Source organism: Cellulomonas sp. P4_H4 (assembly GCF_056400865.1).
Genome location: NZ_JBFUKL010000005.1, coordinates 133,393 through 157,609, shown reverse-complemented (window position 1 = coordinate 157,609; position 24,217 = coordinate 133,393). Strand labels below are relative to the sequence as shown.

General features: G+C 71.6%; 25 protein-coding genes and 1 pseudogene. 16 read left to right on the top strand and 10 right to left on the bottom strand.

What is annotated here, in order from left to right:
- Position 1 precedes the first annotated feature (1 nt).
- Positions 2-2,065, top strand: a complete 2,064-nt coding sequence (gene paaZ / locus AC1DPN_RS15225; RefSeq protein WP_477085612.1) for a phenylacetic acid degradation bifunctional protein PaaZ — start codon at positions 2-4, stop codon at positions 2,063-2,065.
- 4 nt (positions 2,066-2,069) lie between these two features.
- On the opposite strand, the gene AC1DPN_RS15220 is transcribed toward paaZ, so the two are convergent.
- Entirely contained in the window at positions 2,070-2,696 is a 627-nt protein-coding gene (locus AC1DPN_RS15220; protein WP_477085611.1) for a TetR/AcrR family transcriptional regulator, read from the bottom strand.
- 110 nt (positions 2,697-2,806) lie between these two features.
- On the opposite strand from AC1DPN_RS15220, the gene paaA reads away from it, so the two are divergent.
- The 6 genes from paaA to AC1DPN_RS15190 are packed head-to-tail and all read left to right on the top strand — an operon-like array spanning position 2,807 to position 7,316.
- Entirely contained in the window at positions 2,807-3,766 is a 960-nt protein-coding gene (gene paaA / locus AC1DPN_RS15215) for a 1,2-phenylacetyl-CoA epoxidase subunit PaaA (protein ID WP_477085610.1), read from the top strand.
- Positions 3,763-4,071, top strand: coding sequence for a 1,2-phenylacetyl-CoA epoxidase subunit PaaB (gene paaB / locus AC1DPN_RS15210; protein ID WP_477085609.1), 309 nt, complete (start codon positions 3,763-3,765; stop codon positions 4,069-4,071). The genes paaA and paaB overlap by 4 nt, the downstream gene beginning before the upstream one ends.
- Entirely contained in the window at positions 4,068-4,883 is an 816-nt protein-coding gene (gene paaC / locus AC1DPN_RS15205; protein ID WP_477085608.1) for a 1,2-phenylacetyl-CoA epoxidase subunit PaaC, read from the top strand. The genes paaB and paaC overlap by 4 nt, the downstream gene beginning before the upstream one ends.
- Positions 4,880-5,398, top strand: a complete 519-nt coding sequence (gene paaD / locus AC1DPN_RS15200; protein WP_477085607.1) for a 1,2-phenylacetyl-CoA epoxidase subunit PaaD — start codon at positions 4,880-4,882, stop codon at positions 5,396-5,398. Before paaC ends, paaD begins: the two co-directional genes overlap by 4 nt.
- Positions 5,399-6,511 carry a 1,2-phenylacetyl-CoA epoxidase subunit PaaE gene (paaE, locus tag AC1DPN_RS15195; RefSeq protein ID WP_477085606.1) on the top strand — a complete coding sequence of 371 codons (1,113 nt, stop codon included), beginning with the start codon at positions 5,399-5,401 and terminating at the stop codon, positions 6,509-6,511.
- 31 nt (positions 6,512-6,542) lie between these two features.
- Complete coding sequence (locus tag AC1DPN_RS15190; RefSeq protein ID WP_477085605.1) at positions 6,543-7,316, top strand: enoyl-CoA hydratase/isomerase family protein; 774 nt, start codon at positions 6,543-6,545, stop codon at positions 7,314-7,316.
- Here AC1DPN_RS15190 and AC1DPN_RS15185 read toward each other — a convergent pair.
- The 4 genes from AC1DPN_RS15185 to AC1DPN_RS15170 form a co-directional block, all read right to left on the bottom strand.
- Complete coding sequence (locus AC1DPN_RS15185; protein ID WP_477085604.1) at positions 7,313-8,614, bottom strand: dihydrolipoamide acetyltransferase family protein; 1,302 nt, start codon at positions 8,612-8,614, stop codon at positions 7,313-7,315. The two genes, AC1DPN_RS15190 and AC1DPN_RS15185, sit on opposite strands and share 4 nt — an antisense overlap.
- Positions 8,615-8,619: 5 nt before the next feature.
- Positions 8,620-9,663 (bottom strand): alpha-ketoacid dehydrogenase subunit beta, encoded by a 1,044-nt coding sequence (locus AC1DPN_RS15180; protein WP_477085603.1) that lies wholly within the window; start codon positions 9,661-9,663, stop codon positions 8,620-8,622.
- A complete protein-coding gene (gene pdhA, locus AC1DPN_RS15175) occupies positions 9,660-10,769 on the bottom strand; it encodes a pyruvate dehydrogenase (acetyl-transferring) E1 component subunit alpha (protein WP_477085602.1) in 1,110 nt (369 codons plus the stop codon). Before pdhA ends, AC1DPN_RS15180 begins: the two co-directional genes overlap by 4 nt.
- Before the next feature lie 105 nt (positions 10,770-10,874).
- On the bottom strand, positions 10,875-11,345 hold the full coding sequence (locus tag AC1DPN_RS15170; RefSeq protein ID WP_477085601.1) for an Lrp/AsnC family transcriptional regulator: 471 nt from the start codon (positions 11,343-11,345) through the stop codon (positions 10,875-10,877).
- Positions 11,346-11,485: 140 nt separating this feature from the next.
- Here AC1DPN_RS15170 and AC1DPN_RS15165 point away from each other — a divergent pair, with 140 nt between their 5' ends.
- The 5 genes from AC1DPN_RS15165 (at position 11,486) to AC1DPN_RS15145 (ending at position 15,647) form a co-directional block, all read left to right on the top strand.
- On the top strand, positions 11,486-11,938 hold the full coding sequence (locus tag AC1DPN_RS15165; RefSeq protein WP_477085815.1) for an S-ribosylhomocysteine lyase: 453 nt from the start codon (positions 11,486-11,488) through the stop codon (positions 11,936-11,938).
- Entirely contained in the window at positions 11,935-12,654 is a 720-nt protein-coding gene (locus AC1DPN_RS15160; protein WP_477085600.1) for a 5'-methylthioadenosine/adenosylhomocysteine nucleosidase, read from the top strand. The genes AC1DPN_RS15165 and AC1DPN_RS15160 overlap by 4 nt, the downstream gene beginning before the upstream one ends.
- 81 nt (positions 12,655-12,735) lie before the next feature.
- On the top strand, positions 12,736-14,262 hold the full coding sequence (locus AC1DPN_RS15155) for an MmgE/PrpD family protein (RefSeq protein ID WP_477085599.1): 1,527 nt from the start codon (positions 12,736-12,738) through the stop codon (positions 14,260-14,262).
- Positions 14,262-15,155, top strand: coding sequence for a methylisocitrate lyase (prpB, locus tag AC1DPN_RS15150; protein ID WP_477085598.1), 894 nt, complete (start codon positions 14,262-14,264; stop codon positions 15,153-15,155). The genes AC1DPN_RS15155 and prpB overlap by 1 nt, the downstream gene beginning before the upstream one ends.
- A 90-nt stretch (positions 15,156-15,245) precedes the next feature.
- The gene (locus AC1DPN_RS15145) at positions 15,246-15,647 is read left to right on the top strand and encodes a RidA family protein (RefSeq protein ID WP_477085597.1); all 402 of its coding nucleotides are present in this window, start codon (positions 15,246-15,248) and stop codon (positions 15,645-15,647) included.
- 53 nt (positions 15,648-15,700) lie between these two features.
- Here the strand turns inward: AC1DPN_RS15145 and AC1DPN_RS15140 are convergent.
- The 3 genes and pseudogenes from AC1DPN_RS15140 to AC1DPN_RS15130 all read right to left on the bottom strand — a co-directional run.
- Positions 15,701-16,738 (bottom strand): annotated as a pseudogene (locus AC1DPN_RS15140) (GtrA family protein); the annotation flags it as partial.
- Positions 16,739-16,743: 5 nt separating this feature from the next.
- Positions 16,744-17,670, bottom strand: coding sequence for a phosphodiester glycosidase family protein (locus AC1DPN_RS15135; RefSeq protein ID WP_477085596.1), 927 nt, complete (start codon positions 17,668-17,670; stop codon positions 16,744-16,746).
- A gap of 62 nt (positions 17,671-17,732) precedes the next feature.
- The gene (locus tag AC1DPN_RS15130) at positions 17,733-18,350 is read right to left on the bottom strand and encodes a TetR/AcrR family transcriptional regulator (RefSeq protein WP_477085595.1); all 618 of its coding nucleotides are present in this window, start codon (positions 18,348-18,350) and stop codon (positions 17,733-17,735) included.
- Positions 18,351-18,449: 99 nt separating this feature from the next.
- Between AC1DPN_RS15130 and AC1DPN_RS15125 the strand changes: the two genes are divergently transcribed.
- Both AC1DPN_RS15125 and AC1DPN_RS15120 read left to right on the top strand, forming a co-directional pair.
- On the top strand, positions 18,450-19,889 hold the full coding sequence (locus tag AC1DPN_RS15125) for an FAD-dependent monooxygenase (RefSeq protein WP_477085594.1): 1,440 nt from the start codon (positions 18,450-18,452) through the stop codon (positions 19,887-19,889).
- A gap of 68 nt (positions 19,890-19,957) precedes the next feature.
- Positions 19,958-20,653 (top strand): Clp protease N-terminal domain-containing protein, encoded by a 696-nt coding sequence (locus tag AC1DPN_RS15120; RefSeq protein WP_477085593.1) that lies wholly within the window; start codon positions 19,958-19,960, stop codon positions 20,651-20,653.
- 91 nt (positions 20,654-20,744) lie between these two features.
- On the opposite strand, the gene AC1DPN_RS15115 is transcribed toward AC1DPN_RS15120, so the two are convergent.
- Positions 20,745-21,101, bottom strand: coding sequence for a cupin domain-containing protein (locus AC1DPN_RS15115; protein WP_477085592.1), 357 nt, complete (start codon positions 21,099-21,101; stop codon positions 20,745-20,747).
- Positions 21,102-21,169: 68 nt separating this feature from the next.
- Here AC1DPN_RS15115 and AC1DPN_RS15110 point away from each other — a divergent pair, with 68 nt between their 5' ends.
- Positions 21,170-22,489 (top strand): NYN domain-containing protein, encoded by a 1,320-nt coding sequence (locus AC1DPN_RS15110; protein WP_477085591.1) that lies wholly within the window; start codon positions 21,170-21,172, stop codon positions 22,487-22,489.
- 21 nt (positions 22,490-22,510) lie between these two features.
- On the opposite strand, the gene AC1DPN_RS15105 is transcribed toward AC1DPN_RS15110, so the two are convergent.
- Positions 22,511-23,245, bottom strand: a complete 735-nt coding sequence (locus AC1DPN_RS15105; RefSeq protein WP_477085590.1) for a GntR family transcriptional regulator — start codon at positions 23,243-23,245, stop codon at positions 22,511-22,513.
- 124 nt (positions 23,246-23,369) lie between these two features.
- Between AC1DPN_RS15105 and AC1DPN_RS15100 the strand changes: the two genes are divergently transcribed.
- Positions 23,370-24,203: a class II fructose-bisphosphate aldolase gene (locus AC1DPN_RS15100; RefSeq protein WP_477085589.1), complete on the top strand. Its 834-nt coding sequence runs from the start codon at positions 23,370-23,372 to the stop codon at positions 24,201-24,203.
- Positions 24,204-24,217: the final 14 nt, after the last annotated feature.

Below are 24,217 nucleotides of genomic sequence, written 5' to 3'. Positions count from 1 at the left end.
GATGACGACGATCGAGACGACGACCACGCGGCCGGTCGACGCCGGCCAGGTGCCCCTCCTGCCCAGCTACGTGCGCGGCGCGTGGTGGACCCCTACCGACGGGACCGTCGTGCTCGACGCGTCGACGGGCGAGCCGATCGCGCGGGTCGGCAGCACCGGGGTCGACCTCGGCTCCGTCGTCGACTTCGCGCGGACGGTCGGGCAGCGCAGCCTGGGCGCGCTGACGTTCCACGAGCGCGCGCTCGTGCTCAAGGCGCTCGCCCTCGACCTGACCGAGAAGAAGGACCTCCTGTACGAGCTGAGCAGCCGGACGGGCGCGACCCGACGCGACTCCTTCGTCGACATCGACGGCGGGATCGGGGTGCTCTTCACGTACGGCAGCAAGGGCCGTCGCGAGCTGCCGAACTCCCAGGTCATCGTCGACGGCCCGCCCGAGAACCTGTCCAAGGACGGATCGTTCGGCGGCCAGCACGTCTACACGCGCATCCCCGGCGTCGCGTTCCAGGTCAACGCCTTCAACTTCCCGGTCTGGGGCATGCTCGAGAAGTTCGCGCCCGCCTTCCTCGCCGGGGTGCCGACGATCGCCAAGCCGGCGACGCCGACCGCCTACCTGACCGAGGCGTGCGTCCGGCTCATGGTCGAGTCCGGCCTGCTGCCCGCGGGCTCGCTCCAGCTCGTCGTCGGCTCGGTGCGCGGGTTCCTGGACACGCTCGACGTGCGTGACCGCGTCGCGTTCACCGGGTCGGCGTCGACCGCGAAGGGGCTCAAGACCGACGACGCCGTGATCTCGGGCGGTGTCGGGCTGACGTGCGAGACGGACTCCCTCAACGCCGCGATCCTGGCGCCCGACGCCGTCGAGGGGACACCGGAGCTCGACGCGTTCGTCGCGTCCGTGGTCAACGAGATCACCTCGAAGGCGGGCCAGAAGTGCACCTGCGTCCGCCGCGTGATCGTCCCGGAGACGATGGTGGACGCGGTGGTCGCGGCGCTCGGGGCACGGCTCGACGCACGCACGGTCGTGGGCGACCCGCGCGTCGACGGGGTCACCATGGGGCCGTTGGCGAGCCTCGGTCAGCTCGAGGACGTGCGCGCGAGCGTGTCCGCGCTCATCGAGGGCGGCGGCCGGATCGTCTACGGGAGCCTCGACGACCCCGTGAGCGGCGACGGCGCTTTCCTCGGTCCGGTCGTGCTGCGCTTCGACGACGCGGACGCGGACGCGGTCCACGAGATCGAGGCGTTCGGGCCGGTGACGTCCGTGCTCGGGTACGTGGACGTGCCGGACGCGATACGGCTGGCCAACCGCGGCGGCGGATCGCTGGTCGCCACGATCGCGGGAGCAGACCCGGACGCGGTCCGTGCGCTGTTCGACGGCATCGCGCCGTTCCACGGTCGCGTCCTCGTCCTCGACCGCGACGACGCCCGGTCCAGCACCGGGCACGGCTCGCCCATGCCCCAGCTCGTGCACGGTGGGCCGGGACGGGCCGGTGGCGGCGAGGAGCTCGGCGGCATCCGGGCGGTCAAGCACTTCATGCAGCGCACCGCCGTGCAGGGCACCCCGGCCGCGCTCACCGGGATCACGCAGGAGTGGCGCGCGGGGGCGCCGTCGACCTCGGGCGGCGAGCACCCGTTCCGCAAGTCGCTGGCCCGGCTGCGGATCGGCGACGCGGTCGAGTCGGCCGCCCGCGAGATCACGCTCGACGACATCGCTCACTTCGCCGAGTTCACCGGAGACACCTTCTACGCCCACACGGACGAGGAGGCTGCGGCCGCGAACCCGTTCTTCCCCGGCCGGGTCGCCCACGGCTACCTGCTCCTCGCGTGGGCCGCGGGGCTGTTCGTCGACCCCGCGCCGGGTCCGGTCCTGGCCAACTACGGGCTGGAGAACCTGCGGTTCGTCACGCCGGTGTCACCGGGCGACACCGTGCGCGTCACGCTGACCGCCAAGCAGATCACGCCGCGGGAGACCGAGGACTACGGCGAGGTCCGGTGGGACGCGGTGCTGCGCAACCAGCTCGACGAGACGGTAGCGACGTACGACGTACTGACGCTGGTGAGCAAGGACTGACGCGTCAGACCAGCAGCCCGTCGAACGCGACGGCCACGACGTCGTCGGCCAGCTGGTCGACCGTCAGGCCCCTGCCGGGCTTGTACCAGTCGACGATCGAGTTCACCATCCCGAAGAGCAGGCGCGTGACGGTCCCGGAGTCGATGTCCGAGCGGACCGACCCGGCCGCGACCGCCTCGTCGACGAGCAGGGCCACCTGGTGGTCGAACGCGCGGCGACGCTGCAGCGCGTCCCGCTCGACGGCGGTGTTCCCGCGGACCCGCAGGAGCACCGTCACGTAGGGCAGGTCGTGGACCAGCACGCCGACCGCGGCCCGGACGACGAAGCGGAGCCGGTCGGCCGCTGAGCCCGTCGTCGCACCCTCGAGGACCAGGACGTTCTCGAGCTTGCCGAGAGCACGGTCGAGGGCCAGGCGGAGCAGGTCCTCCTTGCCGCTGACGTGGTAGTACACGGCCGACTTGCTGGTGCCCAGTCGCTCGGCCAACAGCCCCATCGAGGTCGCGTCGTACCCGAAGTCGTTGAACGCGGCCACCGCGATGTCGAGGACGGACTCCAGGTCGTACGGGTCGCGCCCGGACCGGCCGTTGCCCCCGCCGCCCGAGGGCCGAGTGCTGCTGCCGGGCTGCGTCATGGGCACCAACCTAGCCGAGCGGACCCTTTGATCGGGCTCCTGAGCCGTGGTAATTTTACTGAACGATCGGTAAGTTGCCACAGGTGTGCGACTCGGACAGGAGGCTCGCGATGGCGGTCCCCACGAGCACGGAACCCACGGTCGACGCGACGGCCGAGGCGCGTTTCCTCGAGCTCATCGGGAGCGACTCCCGCATCGAGCCGACCGACTGGATGCCCGACGCCTACCGCAGGACGCTCGTGCGCCAGATCTCGCAGCACGCCCACTCCGAGATCATCGGGATGCAGCCCGAGGGCAGCTGGATCACCCGCGCGCCGAGCCTCAAGCGCAAGGCGATCCTCATGGCGAAGGTGCAGGACGAAGCGGGCCACGGGCTGTACCTGTACGCGGCCGCGCAGACGCTGGGCACCGACCGCGAGACCATGTTCGAGCAGCTCATCGCCGGCACCGCGAAGTACTCGTCGATCTTCAACTACCTGACGCCGACCTGGGCGGACATGGGCTCGATCGGCTGGCTCGTCGACGGTGCGGCGATCTGCAACCAGGTGCCGCTGTGCCGCGCCTCCTACGGCCCGTACGGCCGCGCGATGGTCCGCATCTGCAAGGAGGAGTCGTTCCACCAGCGCCAGGGCTTCGAGATCCTGCTCGCGCTCATGAACGGCTCGCCCGAGCAGCGCGCGATGGCGCAGGAGTCGGTGAACCGTTGGTACGCGCCGGCCCTGATGATGTTCGGGCCGCCCGACCAGGACTCCCCCAACTCCCAGCAGAGCATGGCCTGGAAGATCAAGCGCTTCAGCAACGACGACCTGCGCCAGCGGTTCGTCGACATGCTCGTCCCGCAGGCCGAGGCGCTCGGCGTGACGCTGCCCGACCCTGACCTGCGGTGGAACGAGGAGCGCGGCCACTACGACTTCGGCGAGCTCGACTGGTCGGAGTTCTACGACGTCCTGGCGGGCAACGGCCAGGCGAACGCGGTGCGGGTGGCCAAGCGGCGCGACGCGCACGAGGCAGGCGCGTGGGTGCGTGAGGCGGCGCGGGCGTACGCCGACCGACAGGCGGTGCGGTCATGACCGGCCCCGGCGACTCGGGCACCCGCGAGGTGTGGCCGCTGTGGGAGGTCTTCATCCGGTCCTCGCGCGGCCTCTCGCACGTGCACGCCGGCTCGCTGCACGCGCCCGACGAGACGATGGCCGTGCGCAACGCCCGCGACCTCTACACCCGCCGCAGCGAGGGCGTGTCGGTCTGGGTCGTCCGCTCGTCGGACATCACGGCGTCCGACCCCGACGCCAAGGGCGCGTTCTTCGAGTCTCCGCGCGGCAAGGACTTCCGGCACGCGACCTACTACACGGCCTCCGAGGGGGTGCCGCACCTGTGAGCGTCGTCCGACCTCCGTCATCGGTCGTCACCGCCGAGGCCATCTCGGCACAGGTGGGCGACGGGCTCGTCGCGTCCGAAGCCGTCGCGCGGTACGCCCTCGGGCTGGGCGACGACGCGCTGGTCCTGGCGCAGCGGCTCGGCGAGTGGATCGCCCACGGTCCCGAGATCGAGGAGGACATCGCCCTCGGCAACATCGGGCTCGACCTGCTCGGGCACGCCCGGAGCCTGCTGACCTACGCAGGCTCGGCGTGGGGAAAGTCGGAGGACGATCTCGCGTACTTCCGCGACGAGCCCGAGTTCCGCTGCCTGCAGCTGTTCGAGCAACCGATCGGGGACTTCGCCCAGACGATCGCCCGGCAGCTCATCGCGTCGACCTACTTCGTCGCGCTCTACCGCGCGCTGTCCGGCTCCGACGACCCGACCCTGGCGGCGATCGCCGCCAAGGCGGTCCGCGAGGTCGACTACCACCTCGACCACTCGGTCCAGTGGCTCCTGCGCCTGGGGCTCGGCACCGACGAGTCGCACCGGCGGATGCAGCGCGGGATCGACGCCATGTGGCCGTTCGTCGACGAGCTGTTCCGCCCGCAGCCCGAGCTCGACGAGCTTGCCGGGATCGCCGTCGACCCCGCGTCGCTGCGTGCGGAGTTCGAGGCCACGGTCCCCCGGCTGGTCGTCGAGGCCGGGTTGGCCGTGCCGAACGGGACCCGCGCTCGCGGCGGCGGCCGCCACGGCGTCCACTCCGAGGCGTTCGGCCCGCTGCTCGCCGAGATGCAGGTGCTCGCGCGCGCCCACCCCGGGGTGACGTGGTGAGCACGCTCGAGGCCGTCGCACGGCCGCGTCCCGAGACCGACGCCGAGCGGGCGGTCTGGGACGTCGCTGCCACGGTCGTCGATCCCGAGGTGCCGGTACTCACGATCGAGGACCTCGGCGTGCTGCGCCGGGTCCGGCTGCACGACGGCGCGGTGTCGGTCGACATCACGCCGACGTACTCGGGCTGCCCCGCGGTCGACGCCATCCGCGACGACGTCGTGCGCGCGCTGGCCGACCACGGGTACCCCGACGCCACGGTGAACGTCGTCCTCGCCCCGGCGTGGACGACGGCGTGGCTCAGCGACGCCGGCCGGACCAAGCTCGAGGAGTTCGGGATCGCCCCGCCGCGGGTGCAGGCGCCCGGTGACCCGGTCGACCTCGGCCTCGGCATCCGCTGCCCGCACTGCGGCTCGATGCACACGCGGGTGCTCTCGCGGTTCGGGTCGACGTCCTGCAAGGCGCTCTACGTGTGCCAGCGCTGCCTCGAACCCTTCGACTACTTCAAGGACCACTGAGTGACCCCCCTGCCGGCCGCCCCGTCCCGGCGCCGGGCCCGGTTCCACACCCTCACGGTCTGCGCGGTGCGACCACTCACCGACGATGCCGTCGAGGTCACGCTCACCGTGCCCGACGAGCTCGCCGACAGCTACGACTACGCACCCGGTCAGTACGTCGCCGTGCGCACCTCGATGGGCGGCGAAGAGGTGCGGCGCAGCTACTCGATCTGCCAGGCACCCGTCGCCGGCGAGCTGAAGGTCGCGATCAAGCGGGACCTCGGCGGGTTGTTCTCGACCTGGGCCGTGTCCTCGCTGAGGCCGGGCATGCAGCTCGACGTCATGAGCCCCGAGGGGCGGTTCACCTCGCAGCTGGGCGGCTCGGCCACGTCGTTCGTCGGCATCGCCGCGGGCTCGGGGATCACGCCGATGATGGCGCTCGTCGAGAGCACGCTGGCCGCCTCGCCGCAGAACCGGTTCTCGCTCGTCTACTCGAACCGCACGGCGATGGACACGATGTTCGTCGACGAGCTCGCCGACCTGAAGGACCGGTACCCCGACCGGCTCGCGCTGTTCCACGTGCTGACCCGGGAGCGGCGCAGCTCCGACCTGCTGTCCGGACGGCTGGACGCCACCAGGCTCCGCAGCATCCTCGACGCCCTGATCCGCCCGGACGACGTCGACGAGTGGTTCGTGTGCGGCCCGTTCGACCTGGTGCAGCTGTGCCGCGACACCTTGGCCGACCTGGGCGTCGACGTCTCGGCCATCCGCTACGAGCTCTTCAGCACCGGACGCCCCGATCGCCCGGACGGCCAGTCGGGCCGGCCGGTCGAGCGCGCCGACGACCACCAGGTGCACACCATCACGTTCCGACTCGACGGGACCACGGGCACCGTGACGAGCCCCGTGCACAGCAACGAGAGCATCCTGAACGCCGCGCTGCGGGTCCGGGGCGACGTGCCCTTCGCCTGTGCGGGCGGCGTCTGCGGGACGTGCCGTGCCGTGCTGACCGAGGGCACGGTCGAGATGCGGGAGAACTACGCGCTCGAACCCGACGAGCTCGAGCGCGGCTACGTGCTGACCTGCCAGGCGATCCCCACCAGCGACTCGGTTGCCGTCGACTACGACGCGTGACCGCCCACGACGACGAGCGAAGGACCACGACATGGCCGTCCACCTGACCATCGCCGACGACGTGGCAGAGATCGTGCTCGACGACCCCGCGAGGCTCAACGCGCTCGACGACGACGCGATCGGGCGGCTGTCGGCGGCGTACACCCAGGCGGCCGCCGCCGGGGTCGGTGCCGTGCTGCTGCGCGGCGAGGGTCGCGCGTTCTGCGCAGGTCGTGACATCTCCGACGTCGACCCGTCGACCGACGACGCGCGGGGGTACCTCGACGACGTCGTCACTCCCCTGCTGCGCCAGATCGCCGCGTTCCCGGCGCCCACGTTCGCGGCCGCCCACGGCGCGTGCCTCGGTGTCGGCCTCGGACTGCTGGTGGCGACCGACGTCGTCTACGTGGGCGAGCGCGCGAAGATCGGATCGCCGTTCGCCGCCCTCGGGGCCACCCTCGACTCGGGCGGGCACGCGCTGTTCTTCGAGCGGCTCGGGGCGCACCGCACCCTCGACCTGATCTACACCGCCGAGCTGATGACGGGCCGGGAGGCGGTGGCCGAGGGGCTGTTCAGCCGGGTGGTGAACGACGACGAGCTCGTCGCGTTCACCCGCGAGCGCGCGCTGCGGGCGGCGCACGGTGCCACCGCGGCTTACCTCGCGAGCAAGCAGCTGATCGCGACGTTGCGCGACGAGCGCGTCGGCCTCTGGTCGTCGCTGGCCGCCGAGAACGCGGCCCAGGGCCGGCTCACGCAGACCGCCGACTACCGCGAGGGGTTCGCGGCGTTCCAGCAGAAGCGCACGCCGGTGTTCGGCTCGCGCTAGACGTCGCCGAGCAGGACCAGCGGCTCCTCGATGCAGCCCGCGACGTAGGTCAGGAAGCCCGACGCGACCCCGCCGTCGCACACGCGGTGGTCGAACACGAACGAGAGCGTGACGACCTTCCGGACGGCCAGCGCACCGTCGACCACCCAGGGCCGGTCGATGATGCGGCCGACGCCCAGCATCGCGACCTCCGGGTGGTTGATGATCGGCGTCGAGCCGTCGACGCCGAAGCCGCCGTAGTTGTTCAGCGTGAACGTCCCGCCGGACAGCGACGCCGGCGCGAAGTGACCGTCCTTCGACGCCTCGACGAGGGTCGCGACCCGGTCACGGAGCTCGCGCAACGTGAGGGTCTGCGCGTCGTGGACCACGGGCACCAGGAGGCCGCGCGACGTCTGCGCCGCGAACCCAAGGTTGATCTCCGCGTGCTGCACGATCTCGTCGGTGTCGTCGTCCAGCGAGGAGTTCAGCACCGGGTACTTCTGCAGCCCCGCCACCGTGAACCGGGCGATCAGCGCCGTGAGGCTGAAGCGCTCGCCGGTGACCTCCTGCAACCTGGCCTTCGCCTCGAACAGGCGGGTCGCGTCGACGTCGAGCCAGACGGTCGCCTCGGGGATGACGCGTCGCGACGTGCTCAGCCGGCTCGCGACCAGCTTGCGCATGCTGGTCAACGGGATCCGGACGTCCGCGGGACCGGCGTCAGGAGTCGGCGCGGCGAACTGAGGCGCCTTCGCTGCGGTCTGAGGCGCCTGCGCGGCGATCGCCGCCTCGACGTCCTCGCGCCGCACGAGCGATCCCGGACCCGATCCGGCGAGCTGGCTGGCGTCGAGCCCGTGCACCCGGGCGAGCTTGCGGACGATCGGCGAGACCACCGGCGACCTCCGGGAGGAGTCGCCCGACGGCGTCGTAGGAACAACCGCCGTCGCGCCGAAACGGCCCTGCTGGGGGCGCCCACGCCGGACGGTCGGCTCGCGGGTCCCGTAGCCGATGAGCACGGCGCCCGACCCCGAGTCCGACGGGTCCTCGCGCAGTGCGGTGCCCGGGACGACGTCGGCCGCCGGCGCGGCGTCGAGGATCGTCAGCAGCGGGGAGCCCTTCTCGACGACCTGCCCCGGGACGGCGTCCAGCCGCTCGACGACCCCGCCGTACGGCGACGGCAGCTCGACGATCGACTTCGCGGACTCCACCTCGACGACGGGCTGGTCGACCACGACCACGTCGCCGGGCGCGACGAGCCAGCTGACGACCTCGGCCGACGTCAGACCCTCGCCGAGGTCGGGGAGCAGGAACTGCCGGCCCATCGAGGTCACCACTCCCACGTGTCGAGCGCGGCCAGGACCCGCTCAGCGGTCGGCAGGTAGTACTCCTCGAGCTTCGGTGCCGGGTAAGGGATGTCGAACCCGGCGATGCGCAGGACCGGAGCGGCGAGGTGAAAGAACTGGCGCTCGGTGACCCGCGCAGCCACCTCCGCGCCGTACCCGCCGAACTGCGCGGCCTCGTGGATCACCGCCGCGCGCGACGTCTTGCGCACCGAGGCGCCGACGGTCTCGTCGTCGAACGGCGACAGGCTCCGCAGGTCGACGACCTCGACCGAGAGGCCCTCCTCCGCACCGAGGTCGGCCGCCTGGATCGCCGTCCGTACCGTCGGCCCATAGGCGAGGAGCGTGACGTCCGTCCCCTCGCGCACCACCTGGGCCCGGGTCATCGGGGCGGTACGCACGGGCAGGTCGACCGCGTCCCTCTGCCAGTAGCGGCTCTTCGGCTCGAGGAAGATCACCGGGTCGTCGCTCTCGATCGCCTCGCGCAGCATCGAGTACGCGTCCGCCGCGTTCGACGGCGTCACGACCGTGAGGCCGGGCGTGTGCGTCCAGTACGCCTCGGACGAGTCGGAGTGGTGCTCGACGCCCCCGATTCCGCCCGCGTACGGGATCCGGATGACCATGGGCAGGCGCACGCGACCCTTGGTGCGGTTGGACATCTTCGCGACGTGCGAGGTGATCTGCTCGAACGCCGGGTAGCTGAACGCGTCGAACTGCATCTCGACGACGGGACGCAGGCCGTACATCGCCATGCCCAGCGCGGTCCCGACGATGCCGGACTCCGCGAGCGGGGTGTCCCACACCCGGGACTCTCCGAACTGGGCGTTCAGCGCGTCCGTGACCCGGAAGACGCCCCCCAGCGGGCCGACGTCCTCGCCGAGCACGACGACGCTCGGGTCTGCGGAGAGCGCGTCGCGCAACCCCGCGTTCAGGGCCGCGGCGATCGTCGGCGACGGTCCGGGCCCGGCGGGAGTGGCCGGGCTGGCGGGCGTCTGCGGGGCCGGGGCCGCCGCCCTGTCGAGAACCGTCATCGGTCGCCTCCGGTCTCGGTTGCTGCCAGCTCGTGCTCGAGGAAGCTGCGCTGCTCGCGCAGCGCCGGTCGATCCGCGCTGTAGACGTGGTCGAACAGCTCGAGCGGGTCGAGGACGGCCTCGGTGTTCATCGCGTCACGCGTGGCGGCGGCGAGCTCCTCGGCGGCCGCGGCGATCTCGTCACGCAGCTCGTCGGTGAGCACGCCGGTCGTCCTGAGGTACTTCTCCAGCCGCTCGACGGGGTCGAGCGCGCGCCACTGCGCCTCCTGCGCCTTGTCGCGGTACCGCGTCGGGTCGTCCGAGTTCGTGTGCGCCTCCATGCGGTAGGTCAGGCCCTCGATCAGGGTCGGGCCGAGCCCCGCACGCGCCCGCTCGACGGCGGCGCTGACGACCGCGAACATCGCGGCGACGTCGTTCCCGTCGACGAACCAGCCCGGCATCCCGTAGCCGATCGCGCGGTCCGCCAGGGTCCGCGCGTGCATCTGCTTGGCGACCGGCACGGAGATGGCCCACTGGTTGTTCTGGATGACGAACACGACGGGCGCCTGCCAGACGGACGCGAAGTTGAACGCCTCGTGCGCGTCCCCCTCGCTCGTCGCCCCGTCGCCCAGGAACGTGACCGCGACCGTCGACTCGCCCTTGAGCCTGGCGGCAGTCGCGAGCCCGACCGCGTGCAACGCCTGGGTCGCCAGAGGCGTGGACTGCGCCGAGATCCGGTGCTCGTAGGGGTCGTAGCCCGCATGCCACTCACCGCGGAAGAACGCGAGGATCTCGACGGGACTCACGCCACGGGTCAGCAGGGCGATCGTGTCCCGGTACGTGGGGAAGAGCCAGTCGCGCTCGCCGAGCGCTGACACCGTGGCGATCTCGCACGCCTCCTGACCGAGCGCCGAGGGGTAGGTGGCGAGCCGTCCCTGCCGCGTGAGCGCCGTGACCTGGGCCTCGAAGCGGCGCCCGACCACCATGCCGCGGTAGAGCGACACGAGCCGGTCGGTGTCGGGCATCGTGAGTCCGGCGGTCTGCTCGCCGGCGACCGCGACGCCGTCGGCGTCGATCAGCCGCACCGGCAGGCGCGTCGGGGTCACGGGGTCAGCGACGTTGCTCACAGCGCCATGGTCACCCCGCACGCGGCCCCCGACCATGCGGTGCGGACGCGTCGGGACAGATGGCCCGCCACGCGCGAGGACCGTGCCGAAATGTCCGTCCAGAGGCTAGGAAATGGGCCAGACGTCCTGCGCCAGCCCGGGCACCGTCCCGTCGCGGGAGTCGAGCACGATGTGGGAACGCGTCGAGACGACACCCGGCATCGTGTTGATCTTTCGCATGATCACGTCGCTGAGGCTGTCGTTGTCGGGGGCGCTCACGGTGAGCACGAAGTCGATCCCTCCGCTCACGGCGAGCACGTTCTCGACGTAGGGCAGGTCGGCCAGCGCGTCAGCCATGTCCTGCCACGGCGTCTCACGCACGTTGACGATCACGATCGCCGTCACGTGCAGACCGAGGGCCTTGCGGTCGACCTTGGTGGTGAAGCTCTTCAGCACGCCGTTCTCGATGAGCCGGTTGATCCGCGTGTTCGTCGCGGTGCGCGAGATGTGCACGCGCTCGGCGACCGCCCGGACCGAGAGCCGGGAGTCCTTGCTCAGCTCGGCGATGATCGCCCGGTCGATGCGATCCAGAGCCATGCCCCACGTCTCCCTGGCTGAACTGGTGACCCATCCTCGTCTCAGGTTAGCCGCCCGGTCGTCCGCTCCCCGCGGAGAAGGGGGACAATGGTGGCTCCGCCGAGCACCCAGAAGGACGCCCTCCCGTGAACCAGCCCCGCATGAACGTCGAGTCGTTCAACCTCGACCACCGCACCGTCGTCGCGCCCTACGTGCGCCTCGCGGACACCAAGCGTCTGCCCGGCGGTGACGAGCTGAGCAAGTACGACATCCGGTTCACGCAGCCGAACGTCGCGCACCTCGAGATGCCGACCGTGCACTCGCTCGAGCACCTGTTCGCGGAGCACTCCCGCAACCACTCCGACCGGGTCGTCGACTTCTCGCCGATGGGCTGCCAGACCGGGTTCTACCTGATCCTGCAGGGCGTCTGGACCTACGACGAGGTCCTCGACCTCGTGCAGTCGACGCTCGAGGACATCACGAACGCCACCGAGGTCCCGGCCGCCAACGAGGTGCAGTGCGGCTGGGGCGCCAACCACACGCTCGAGGGTGCGCAGGACGCGGCGCGAACGTTCCTCGCCGCCCGTGACGAGTGGAGCACGGTGACCGCGTGATCGCCGTCGATGCGGTCCTCGTGACCGCGATGTCCGACGAGGCCCAGCCGTTCATGGAGCGCGCGGACGTCGTCGGCGACCCGACGCAGATGGGCCACGCCGAGCACCGGCTGCTCACCGTCGGCGGCCGGCAGGTGCTGCTGGTCCAGTGCGGGATCGGCCTGGTCAACTCCGCGACCGCGGCGGCCGTGGCCATCCAGGGCACGCACCCCCGCGCCGTCATCAGCGCCGGGACGGCCGGCGGTGTGGGCGTCGACGTCCGGGTGGGCGACGTCGTCGTCGGCTCGGAGTACGTCTACTCCGGTGCCGACGCCCGCGCCTTCGGCTACGAGCTCGGCCAGGTGCCCGGCATGCCCGAGGTCTACGAGGCCGAGCAGGTGTTGCACGAAGCGGCGGTCGGTGCGGCCGTCGACCTGCGCGTGCTCACCGGGACCGTGCTCTCCGGCGACGCCTTCATCGACGCCAGCCGCGTCGAGCGCATCCGTACCTCGTTCCCGACCGCGGTCGCGATCGACATGGAGTCCGCGGCGCTGGCGCACACCGCGCACCTCTACGGCGTGCCGTTCCTGTCGGTGCGCGGCATCTCCGACCTGTGCGGACCCGTGGCCGGCAGCGACTTCCTCACGCACGTGGACGACGCCGCCGACCGGTCGGCCGCCGTGGTCCTGGAGGTTCTGCGACGCCTCGCTGTCGGCGACATGGCGCACGCGCGCTGACCCTGCGCAGCAGTTCGTCGGGTACGGCGGTGCTCGCGTTAGCCTCAGGGCTGCGCCCCGTCCGACACAGGAAGTGAACCGATGACCCAGAACCATGCCGTCCGCGTCCACCCGAGCGCGGACCGGCTGGCCCGCACGGACCAGCTCGCCTGGGCGATCGCGTCGGTGGCCGCCGACCCGGTCGCCGTGCCGGACGCGGTCACGGACATGATCATCAACCGGGTGATCGACAACGCCGCGGTCACCGCCGCGTCGCTGACCCGGACTCCCCCGTCGGCCGCCCGGGCCCAGGCCCTCGCACACCCGTACGCGGGGGCACGTCACGGCGCCACGGTCTCGGGCGTTCCGTCCGACACTCGCGTCAGCCCGGAGTGGGCCGCCTGGGCCAACGGGGTCGCGGTGCGCGAGCTGGACTACCACGACACCTTCCTGGCCGCGGACTACAGCCACCCGGCCGACAACATCCCGCCGCTGGTCGCGGTCGCGCAGCACACGGGCCGGTCGGGTGCCGAGCTCGTGCGCGCCATCGCCACCGGGTACGAGATCCAGGTCGACCTCGTCCGCGCGATCAGCCTGCACGCGCACAAGATCGACCACGTCGCCCACCTCGGTCCGTCGGTCGCCGCCGGCCTGGGCACGCTGCTCGACCTGCCGCCTGAGGTGATCTTCCACGCGGTCGGCCAGGCGCTGCACACCACGACGGCCACGCGGCAGTCGCGCAAGGGCGAGATCTCGTCGTGGAAGGCGTACGCGCCGGCGTTCGCGGGCAAGGTCGCCATCGAGGCCGTCGACCGGGCGATGCGTGGCGAGACGTCGCCCACCCCGATCTACGAGGGCGAGGACGGCGTGATCGCCTGGATGCTCGACGGGCCGTCGGCCGCGTACGACGTGCCGCTGCCCGCTCCCGGTGAGGCCAAGACGGCGATCCTCGACACGTACACGAAGGAGCACTCGGCGGAGTACCAGTCGCAGGCGCTCATCGACCTGGCCCGACGCCTGCACACCGAGCGCCCCGACCTCACGAACCCGCACAACGTGGCGTCGATCGTGATCCACACGTCGCACCACACGCACTACGTGATCGGCTCGGGCGCGAACGACCCGCAGAAGTACGACCCGGCGGCGTCCCGCGAGACGCTGGACCACTCGATCCCGTACATCTTCACGGTCGCGCTGCAGGACGGCGCCTGGCACCACGTCACCTCGTACGCGCCGGAGCGCGCGGGCCGCCCGGACACGGTCGAGCTGTGGCACAAGGTCACCACCACCGAGGACCCCGCGTGGACCGCCCGGTACCACTCGACCGACCCCGCCGAGAAGGCGTTCGGCGGACGCGTCGAGATCACGACCACGGGCGGCGAGGTCGTCGTCGCCGAGATCGCCGTGGCGGACGCCCACCCGCTCGGCGCCCGGCCGTTCGCGCGCGCTCAGTACGTCGCGAAGTTCCGCACGCTCGCCTCGGGCGTGCTCGACCACGCGGAGGTCGAACGGTTCCTCGACGTGGCGCAGCGCCTGCCCGAGCTGACCGCGGACGAGCTGTCGGGCCTCACGATCGTCGCGCCGCCCGGGCTGCTCGCCTCCGTGCTCGTGTCCGACGGGATCTTCTGATGCTCTACGCGACGACGACCCCCGCCGACAAGCGGGTCGCCCTGCGCGCCGGGCTGGCCTCGGGCCGGCTGCTCCAGCTCCCGGGCGCGTTCAACCCGCTCTCGGCACGCCTGATCCAGGCCAAGGGCTTCGACGGCGTCTACGTCTCGGGCGCCGTGCTGGCTGCGGATCTCGGCCTGCCCGACATCGGGCTGACGACGGCGACCGAGGTGACGCAGCGCGCCGGGCAGATCGCCCGGATGAGCGACCTGCCCGCGATCGTCGACGCCGACACCGGCTTCGGCGAACCGATGAACGTGGCGCGCACTGTCCAGGGTCTCGAGGACGCGGGCCTGGCCGGCTGCCACATCGAGGACCAGGTCAACCCGAAGCGCTGCGGACACCTGGACGGCAAGCAGGTGGTCGACGACGACACCGCGCTCAAGCGGATCCGGGCGGCGGTCGAGGGGCGGCGCGACCCCAACTTCCTGGTGATCGCCCGCACGGACATCCGCGCGGTCGAGGGGCTGTCCGCGGCCGTGGACCGCGCCAAGGCCCTGGTCGACGCCGGTGCGGACGCGATCTTCCCGGAGGCGCTCGTCGGTCCGGCAGAGTTCGCCGCCCTGCGCGCGGCCGTCGACGTCCCGCTGCTCGCGAACATGACGGAGTTCGGCAAGGGCGAGCTGCTGACGGCGACCCAGCTGCAGGACCTCGGCATGAACATCGTCATCTACCCGGTCACCCTGCTGCGTCTTGCGATGGGCGCCGCGATGGCGGGCCTGGACACGATCCGGGCCACCGGGTCCCAGGAGAGCCTGCTGGACCGGATGCAGACGCGCGCGGAGCTCTACGAGCTGCTCGACTACCCGTCCTACAACACCTTCGACGAGGGCGTGTACAACTTCCACCTCTGACCTGCTGGTCCGCGTGGGTTCTGCCGGCCGTCTGCCTGCGTCTGCGTCCGGGCGGCGCGAGTGTCAGTGGTCGGTGGAATCGTCGGGTTCATGGAGATCACCCGTCTGCAGCCGGCCGGTCTCGTGAAGAGCCCGGCGTTCAGCCATGTCGCCGTCGTGCCCCCGGGTGCGACGACCATCTACGTCGGCGGCCAGAACGGCGTCGACGACACCGGCGCGGTCGTCTCGGACGACGTCGCCGAGCAGTCCGTGCGCGCGGTCGAGAACGTCGCCGTCGCGCTCGACGCCGCCGGGGCCTCGCTCGCCGACATCGTGCAGTGGACCGTGCTCATCTCGTCCGAGGCCGACCTGAGGGCGGCCTACGGGGCCATCGCGCCGCGGCTCGCGGGGCCCGGAGCCCCACCGCTGGTCACGGCGGCCCTGGTCGCGGGGCTGGGCGTGCCCGGTGCACTCATCGAGGTCAGTGCCGTCGCCGCGGTCCTGGCGGGCTGAGGAGCAGCGTCGTGCGGGAGTCGATCCGCTACCGGTTGCGCGAAGACGACCGTGCGCTGGAGCTGGTAGCTGGCGACGAACATCGCGAGCTCGGTGAGGACCTTGGCGGGCAGGAGGCCGACGCCGAGCCCGGTCATCGCGGAGAGCAACCCGTAGTTGGCCGCGAGCAGCGTGGCGGCCAGGGTCCAGTACTGGGCGGCAGCGGCTCCCAGCGGCTTGTCCCGACCCCGGCTGAACACCAGCCGGCGGTTGACCGCGAAGTTGACCGAGGAGCTGAGCAGGCGCGCGCCGAGCACCGCGACGAGCAGGTTCCCGGTGAGCGCCACGAGCACCAGGAGCGCGACCGTGTCGACGAGGAAGGCGAGCAGCGACGACGCGGCGAAGCGCACGAGCGGGGCGTAGATGCGCGCGGAGTCGACGATCGGCCGGAAGTGCGACGAGGCGTTGCCCTCGAGGTAGACCGTCTCGATCGGCACCTCCTCGACCGGCACTCCGTCCTGCGACGCCCGCAGCAGCAGGTCCAGCTCGTACTCGAAGCGGTCGCCGGGCACGCTGAGCAGCCAGTCGAGCATCGAGGCCGGGTATCCCCGCAGGCCGGTCTGGGTGTCGTGCACGGGCAGGCCGGTAGCGGTGCGGACGAGGACTCCGGTCACCGCGTTGCCGAGCCGACTGCGCAGTGGCACAGGGCCGGTGAACCGGCGCGCACCCAGGACCATCACGCCGGTGTGCTCGGCTGCCACCGCCCCTGGTCGGCCGACCCCACGGTCGACCGCGTGCACGGCGACCCGCTCGGCCACGCGCAGGATGTCGGGCACCAGGTGCTGGCCGTCGCAGTCCGCGCAGACCACGTCGTGCCCGTCGAACCTTTGCGCGGCGAACGCGAACCCGGTGCGCAGGGCCGCGCCCTTGCCGCGGTTGAGGTCGTGGGCAAGAACCGTGGCGCCGAGCCGCCGAGCGTCCTCGAAGGTCGGCGAGTAGGCCGAGCCACTGCCGTCGTCGACCACCAGTACCGCGAGGTCGTGGGCGCGCAGATCCGCGACCAGGGCAACCAGACGGTCATCCGGCTCGTAGGCCGGGATGAGCACGATCATCGCCGTCAGCCCGCGATGTAGAGGATGTCGGAGGTGCCGCGCTCCTGGCCCTTGCCCAGCGGGTCGTTCACCAGCGAGCCGTTGAACACCATGGTCGACGAGCCTCCGCCGTCGATGTTGTAGGCGGTCGTGGCGCCCAGGCCCTGCATGATCTCGGCCAGGCCGGTCATGGTGACGCCCTTGCTGTACCCCGGGCTGCGGCCGTCGACGACGACGAACACCAGGTGGTTGTCGTCGATCACGCCGATCGCCGTGCGTGGCTGGTCGCCCTGGATCGAGTGGTTGCCGATGTTGGTGTCCACCTCGACGTCGTCGATCCCGTCGACGATCTGACCGTCCTCCAGGAGCGCCGGGCCGAACGACAACGTGTTCCAGACGCCGTCGGCCACGAGCTGGTCCGCGGTCGTCGTCGTCTCGTCGTAGACCTCGACCGAGCCGTCCCGGTAGAACGCGAGCCCCTCGCGGGCACCCTCGTCGCGGTAGACCACGCCGTTGCGGATCACGATGCCGGTGTCACGGAAGCCGTAGTAGTCGCCGTTGATCGCGAAGATCGCGCCGTTGTCGGCCGCGATGTCGGAGGTGTCCTCCGTGATGTTCTGCCCGAACGCGTCCTGCGCGAACGCGGACCGCAGCGTGGTCGCGTCGGACAGGGTGACGTCGGCGACGTAGTACGTCACGGTGTCGTCGCCCGAGCCCGTCGTGACCGTGGAGATCGTGATGCCCGCCGAGCTCGACTCGTACGAGGTGCCGGTGACGACGGCGTCGGTGGCGGGTGCGGCAGCCACCTCCCCGGAGACCTGCGCCTCGTACGCGGAGGCGTCGGAGATGGCGACGTGCTCGATGACGTAGCGGTTGACGGCCCAGGCACCCGCGCCGACGAACGTCAGCGAGAGCGTCAGGACCCCGGCGATGAGAGGGGTGCGCTTCTTCATGCACCGTGTCTACGGACCGGGTCTGTCCGCCCGAGGTGCGAGGGCTGTGCGACGTCTGTGCGCTAGCGCGCCCACAGGGTGCGCTCGGCGACGAGGCACAGCCGCTCCGCCGTCTCCGTCTCGCTCAGTCCACGGCCGGTGAAGAGCTGGTCGAACGACTCGAAGCCCCCCAGGAGCCACAGGACGTCCGCGGCCTCCTCGACCGTGATCCCCGGCGACAGGTGTCCCTGCTCGGCGAGACGCTCGGCGAGCCGGAGCTGCCCCTCGGCCCGACCGCGCTCCACCACCTCGAACGCGCGCCGCACAGCGTCGGGCTCGAGGGACCACATCGAGTAGATCGTGCGCGACACGTCACGCTCCGCCGCGTACACCGAGGCGGCCGCGCGCAACGCCTCACGGACCGCGTCGCGGGCGTCGGGCAGCGCGACGGCGTCGACGATCCGCTGGAACCCCGTGCGCACCAGCATGTCCTGGCCGAGCGCCTCGAAGAGTCCCGCCTTCGACCCGAACACCAGGTAGACGGTCGATCGGGCCACGCCCGCCTCCTGCGCCACGCGCTCGATGCTGAGCGCCTCGCTGGGCGCGGCACGCAGGCGGTCGCGCATCGCGTCGAGGATCCGTCGGCGGGTCTCGTCCGCCGCCGCCGCGCGTGCCTGCTGGGTGTACTTCCGCGTCGTCACGATCAACATCCTACTTTCACTTGACACCAAGTCCGACAAAAGACACTCTGTCGTGTGAAAGACACACTGTCCGATGAAACACACAGAGAGATCCTGACCATGACCACCACCAGTTCACCTACCGTGATCGTCGTCGGAGCCGGGCCCGCCGGCCTGACCGCGGCGATCACGCTCGCCCGGCTCGGCGTCCGCACCCTCGTGGTCGAGCGCCGCACCGCGCTGTCCGACTTCCCGCGTGCCACCGGCATCAACCTGCGCACGATGGAGCTCATGCGCGCCTGGGGGCTCGAGGACGCCGTCCGCGCCGGGGCGATCGACGCGAGCACGACCGGCTGGATCGGGCCGAACCTCGCGTCGATCGAGGGAGTCGCCGTCTCGATGGGGTTCCCGTCCGCTGCCGTGGCCGCGGCGATCAGCCCGACGACGCCCGTGCTCGCCCCGCAGGACCACCTCGAACCCGTGCTCCTCGAGCACCTCGCGACGTTCGACTGCGTCGAGGTACGGCTCGGGACCGAGCTCGTGGACCTGGTCCAGGACGCCGAGGGCGTGACCGTCACGCTGCGCGACGAGCACGCGACGACCACCGAACGCGCGCTCTACGCGATCGGTGCCGACGGAGCGCACAGCGCGGTCCGCGACCGCGTCGGCCTCACGATGGACGGGCCCGGCGACGTGGGCGCCTACCTCGCGGTCCTGTTCCGCGGTCCGGTGGCGCGCATCGTCGGTGATCGCCGGCACGGGCTCTACATGATCGCGCGCCAGGGTCCGCCGTGGGTGTTCCTGCCCACAGACAACCGTGACCGTTGGGTGTTCTCCATGACCTGGGACCCGTCGCGGGAGTCTCGCGACGACTACCCGGTCGAACGCCTGGTCCAGCTCCTGAGGGGCGCGGCAGGCGCCCCGGACCTCGACCCGGAGATCGTGTGGACGGGCGACTTCACGTTCACCGCGCAGATCGTCGACCGCTACCGGGCGGGCAGGACGTTCGTCGTCGGCGACGCCGCGCACCGCACGACACCGCGCGGTGCCACGGGGATGAACACGGCTGTCCACGACGGGTACGACCTCGGCTGGAAGCTCGGCTGGGTGCTGCGCGGTTGGGCCGACGAGTCGCTGCTCGACACGTACGAGGACGAGCGGCGACCGGTCGGGATGCTGAACATGCAGCGCTCGGCGATCGAGGCGGCGCACCGTGACGTCTCCGAGGACTACCTCGACGACGTCGTCGACCGGATCCGGCACCACTGGCTGGCCGACGGCTCCACGTCCACGCTCGACCTCCTCGGCGAGGGGCTCACGTTCCTGACCGCCGTCGAGGGCGAACCGTGGCCCGAGGGCTCCGGCGGCGTCCCCGTGACCCGACGGCTCGTCGACCCGGCAGCAGCCGAGGCGCTGCGCCTCGGCGCGACCGGCTCCGTGCTGGTTCGTCCCGACGGCCGGCCGGTGCAGCAGTGGACGTCCTCACCGGAGGGCCGGGACCTCTGCATGGCCATCCGTCGCGCAACCTCCCGACTCGTGGACTCCCCCGTGCCGGTGTGATGCGCGCTCGACCGCCGTGCGACAACCCTAGGTTGACGTTCTCTCGATCGTCAACCTAGGGTTGACGCATGACGACGAACCCCGTCCAGATCCCCGTCCGGCTCGACGACCTCATCGACGCGATCACCGCGCACGAGAGCGACGTCCTCAACCAGCTCTCCTCCGCGGTCCTCACCGCCCACCACGTGAGCGCCCTCGCCGACCACCTGATCGGTCACTTCGTCGACCAGGCGCGACGCTCCGGCGCGTCGTGGACCGACATCGGGGCGAGCATGGGCGTGACCAAGCAGGCGGCGCAGAAGCGGTTCGTCGCCAAGGAGCCCGCCCTCGACGCCCAGCAGGGGTTCGCGCGGTTCACCGCGGCCGCGGGCAACGTCGTGGTGGCGGCGCAGGAAGAAGCACGGGCGGCCGGCAACGACCGGACGACCGCCGCGCACCTCGTGCTCGGCCTGCTCGCCGAGCCCACCGACCTCGGCGGGCGTGCGCTGCTCGCGGGCGGCACCACGGCGGACGACGTCCGCGCGGCGGTGGCTCTGCCGCCCGCCGTCGCCGAGGTCCCGGCCCTGATCCCCTACGACGCGAGCGCGAAGAAGGCCCTCGAGCTGACGTTCCGCGAAGCGGTCCGGCTCGGCGCGGAGCACGTCGGCACGGAGCACGTTCTGCTCGCACTGCTCGAGGTCGAGAACGGCGACGGCCCGCTGACGTCGCTCGGGCTGACGAAGGCGTCGGTCGACGAGCTCGTCGCCGCGAGCTCGCCGGCCTGACGCCGGGCGCGCGACCGGTCGCACGCCACGGCCGCGCGATCGTGCCGAGCGCGGTCGTGCCGAGCGCTGTCGCAACGAGGCCGAGACACCGTCAGGAGCGGCTGTGCTCCGCCGGGCCGAAGACGACGAGCACGTGCAGGTCCTCGGTGACGTCGACGAACCGGTGCGGCTCGAGGGCGGGCACGAACGCGACCGAGCCGGCCGTGACGTCGACCGTCAGGTCCGGGGTCCACAGCCGGCCGCGCCCGCTCAGCACCACGTAGACCTCGTCCTCCGTGTGCGGCTGCTGGCCGTCGACCGCGCCCGCAGCCAGGACGACGCTGCCGACGCTGAGATCAGGCACGCGCAGGTGCTCGGAGTAGCCACGGGGGCCCGGCGATGCCGCGTCGGTCAGCAGGTGCATGCCGACCAGTGTTCCGCCGAGCCGGCCCGACCGTCGAGTGTTCATGGTCACCGTCGAGGTCGATCGAGCGTCGTGGCGGACGGGGAGGGCGCGAACCGAGGATGATGCGACGGGTGAGCACATCGAGCGTGACCTCCGCCGACCGCACCGAGACCGGGCGCCGGTTCCGGACCGCCCTGTTCGTCGACTTCGACAACGTCTACATCGGCCTGCAGCGCCTGGACCCGGTCGCGGCCGAGGCCTTCGCGACCGATCCCGCGCACTGGCTCAGCGAGCTGGAGAGCGGCACCGACTCGGAGGGCGACTTCACGCGTCGGTTCCTGGTCCGTGCGTGCTACCTCAACCCGTCCAAGTTCTCGAGCTTCCGGCCGAACTTCACGCGTGCGGGGTTCCAGGTGGTCGACTGCCCGTCGCTGACGCAGCAGGGCAAGAGCAGCGCCGACATCAACCTCGTGCTCGACGCCGTCGACGCGCTCGCCGCGCCGACGCACTACGAGGAGTTCGTCATCGTGTCCGCCGATGCGGACTTCACTCCCCTGGCTCTGCGCTGCCGTGCGGCGGACCGGCGGGTCACGATCATGACCGCGAGCCCCGCGGCGGCCGCCTACCGCGCGGTCGCGGACCACGTGATCACCGCCGACGACCTGGCCGAGCTGGTCACGAGCACGGCGTCGACGCTCAACGTCGAGGCGCCGCGGGTCGCGACGCCCCCCGCCACGCAGCAGAAGGGTCGGACGGCGCCGGCCAAGAAGGAGCCGCCCGTCGAGGCACCGGTCGAGGCTCCCCTCGTGGCCGCGAGCGAAGTCGCCCGCAAGGCGATCCTGCAGCGCGTCCGCACCGCCGACCGACCGCTGACGCTCGGAGCCGTGGCTGGCGCGGCGCAGAAGGCCGACTCGACGCTGACCGGTTCGAGCTGGGGCGGAGCCGGTGGCTTCCTGCAGTGGCTGGCCCGCAACGTGCCCGAGGTGGCGTCGTCGTCTCGCCCGCCGGGCTACGTCTGGGACCCGAAGCGGTTCGGCGAGGCCGACCTGCCCGGTGCGGTCGCCGAGGCCGACACCGACCCGAGCGCGCTGCAGCGCCAGGTCACCGCCGTGACCGACACCCCGGGGCTGAGCCAGTCGAACTACCGGGTCCTGCTCACCACGCTCGCCGCCGACCTCGCCGCGCACCCGTTCGACCGTGCCGAGACCTCCCGCCGCGTGCGCAAGGCATGCCAGGAGGCCGGCGCCGCCGTCGGCCGCTCCACCGTCAACTTCGTCATCTCCGGCGCGCTCTACGGCGGCCAGCAGCTGACGGCGAAGACCACCGCCAAGGACCTCGCCGCGGCGTGGTCGGAGAACGTGATCGGCCTGTGCCGCGGCGCGCGCATGGAGCTGAGCAACGGCGACGTCGCCGCGATCCGCGAGTGGGTGGGCGGCGGGCTGCTGAAGTAGCGCAGGGCTGACGCGGCGGCCTCAGCGGTCGTAGTCGAAGCCCAGGCGCATCCGGTCGCCGCGGAAGACGATCGAGCTGTACTCGAACGGCCGGGCCAGCGCGTCGAAGATCACGTCCTGCAGCTGGAGGGCCGGCTCGCCCCGACGCATGCCCAGGTGGCGGGCGTCGGCGGTGGAGACGGCGACGGCCTCGAGGTCCTCGCGCACGTGCTTCATGGGCAGTCCGTAGTGCTCCTCGAGCACGACGCACAGCTGGTTCGCGACGACGTCGTGCTCCGGCAGCCCGGGCGCCAGGCGTGCCGGGACGTAGGAGCGGTGCAGGCTGATCGGCTCGCCCTGCACCGAGCGGATGCGGACGACGACGTAGGTCTCCTCGTCCTCGGTCAGCCCCAGGCGTTCGCGCACGCCGGACGACGGGGTCTCCAGGGTCAGCGAGACGAGCCGGGTCGACGTCTCGTAGCCCTGCGACTCGAGCTGCTCGCGCACGCCGCGGTAGGCGGGCGAGACGGCGTTGATCTTGGGCGTCGCGACATAGGTTCCCTTGCCCGGCACGCGGATCAGCAGACCGTCGCCGACGAGCTTGGTCAGCACGCCGCGCACCGTCATCCGGCTCAGCCCGAACATCTTGTTGAGCTCGTTCTCGGACGGGATCCGCTGTCCGGGCGCCCACTGACCGCTGACGATCCGCTCGTGCAGGATCTGCTCGAGCTGGACGTAGAGCGGGGTCGACGAGTCGCGCTCCAGGACGTCGGTCATGGTGGACAGACTTTCACGAATCGCTCTGCGCTGGTCGTGCATGAGTAGACCTGTCTAGACTGCCGACGATCGGACATATCGATCGGGCCGGAGGGCCGGGCACATGATCGCGTCGACGCTGACGATGACACGAGACGCCCGAGCGCGCGGATACGCGGTCCCCGCGGTCAACATCCTCGACGACCTGAGCCTGCGGGCCGTGATCGCGGCGGCCGTCGAGGCGCGGTCCCCGCTGATCGTGCAGATCTCCGTGAAGACGGTCCGCTCGATCGGCACGGACCTCATGACGACGATGTTCCGGTCGGCCGCCGAGCCGACCGACGTGCCGATCGCGCTGCACCTCGACCACTGCCCCGACCGGTCGGTGATCACGGACGTGATCCGGGCCGGCTGGTCGTCGGTGCTGTTCGACGCGTCCGACCGCGCGCTGCAGGACGCCGAGCGCGAGACCGCCGAGGTCGTCGCCGAGGCGCACGCGCAGGGCGTCGAGGTCGAGTCCGAGATCGAGAACATCGTCGGCGTCGAGGACGGCGTCGGCTCCGACGTCGCGCTGCACGCCTACGACATCGACACCCTGCTCGGCGTCGCCGAACGGACCGGCGTCGACCTGCTGGCACCCCAGCTGGGCACCGCCCACGGCGAGTACCGCGCCAAGCCCGTCCTGCGGCCCGACCGCGTCCGTGAGCTCGCTGCGCGCACCGACCGACCGATCGTCCTGCACGGCGGGACGGGCCTGTCCCGCGCCGACTTCCAGACCTTCATCGACGCCGGCGTCTCCAAGATCAACATCTCGACGGCCGTGAAGGTCGCCTACATGCACGCCGCCGAGGCGCACCTCGCGAGCGCCCGCGAGCGCGGCAAGTGGGACCCGCCGAGCATGTTCCGGGACATCTCGTCGGCGGTCCAGGCCGCGATCGCCGAGTGCATCGACGAGTTCGGCTCGGCGGGACGAGCATGAACGCGACGAGCACG

Bases quoted from the DNA above. Each gene is read 5' to 3' on its own strand.
- AC1DPN_RS15155 (WP_477085599.1), top strand. From the start codon at position 12,736: ATGACCCAGAACCATGCCGTCCGCGTCCACCCGAGCGCGGACCGGCTG.
- AC1DPN_RS15220 (WP_477085611.1), bottom strand. From the start codon at position 2,696: ATGACGCAGCCCGGCAGCAGCACTCGGCCCTCGGGCGGCGGGGGCAAC.
- prpB (WP_477085598.1), top strand. From the start codon at position 14,262: ATGCTCTACGCGACGACGACCCCCGCCGACAAGCGGGTCGCCCTGCGC.
- AC1DPN_RS15120 (WP_477085593.1), top strand. From the start codon at position 19,958: ATGACGACGAACCCCGTCCAGATCCCCGTCCGGCTCGACGACCTCATC.
- paaZ (WP_477085612.1), top strand. From the start codon at position 2: ATGACGACGATCGAGACGACGACCACGCGGCCGGTCGACGCCGGCCAG.
- AC1DPN_RS15180 (WP_477085603.1), bottom strand. From the start codon at position 9,663: ATGACGGTTCTCGACAGGGCGGCGGCCCCGGCCCCGCAGACGCCCGCC.
- AC1DPN_RS15100 (WP_477085589.1), top strand. From the start codon at position 23,370: ATGACACGAGACGCCCGAGCGCGCGGATACGCGGTCCCCGCGGTCAAC.
- AC1DPN_RS15125 (WP_477085594.1), top strand. From the start codon at position 18,450: ATGACCACCACCAGTTCACCTACCGTGATCGTCGTCGGAGCCGGGCCC.
- paaB (WP_477085609.1), top strand. From the start codon at position 3,763: ATGACCGGCCCCGGCGACTCGGGCACCCGCGAGGTGTGGCCGCTGTGG.
- AC1DPN_RS15115 (WP_477085592.1), bottom strand. From the start codon at position 21,101: ATGAACACTCGACGGTCGGGCCGGCTCGGCGGAACACTGGTCGGCATG.
- AC1DPN_RS15190 (WP_477085605.1), top strand. From the start codon at position 6,543: ATGGCCGTCCACCTGACCATCGCCGACGACGTGGCAGAGATCGTGCTC.
- paaA (WP_477085610.1), top strand. From the start codon at position 2,807: ATGGCGGTCCCCACGAGCACGGAACCCACGGTCGACGCGACGGCCGAG.
- AC1DPN_RS15165 (WP_477085815.1), top strand. From the start codon at position 11,486: ATGAACGTCGAGTCGTTCAACCTCGACCACCGCACCGTCGTCGCGCCC.
- AC1DPN_RS15170 (WP_477085601.1), bottom strand. From the start codon at position 11,345: ATGGCTCTGGATCGCATCGACCGGGCGATCATCGCCGAGCTGAGCAAG.
- AC1DPN_RS15185 (WP_477085604.1), bottom strand. From the start codon at position 8,614: ATGGGCCGGCAGTTCCTGCTCCCCGACCTCGGCGAGGGTCTGACGTCG.
- AC1DPN_RS15105 (WP_477085590.1), bottom strand. From the start codon at position 23,245: ATGACCGACGTCCTGGAGCGCGACTCGTCGACCCCGCTCTACGTCCAG.
- AC1DPN_RS15135 (WP_477085596.1), bottom strand. From the start codon at position 17,670: ATGAAGAAGCGCACCCCTCTCATCGCCGGGGTCCTGACGCTCTCGCTG.
- AC1DPN_RS15145 (WP_477085597.1), top strand. From the start codon at position 15,246: ATGGAGATCACCCGTCTGCAGCCGGCCGGTCTCGTGAAGAGCCCGGCG.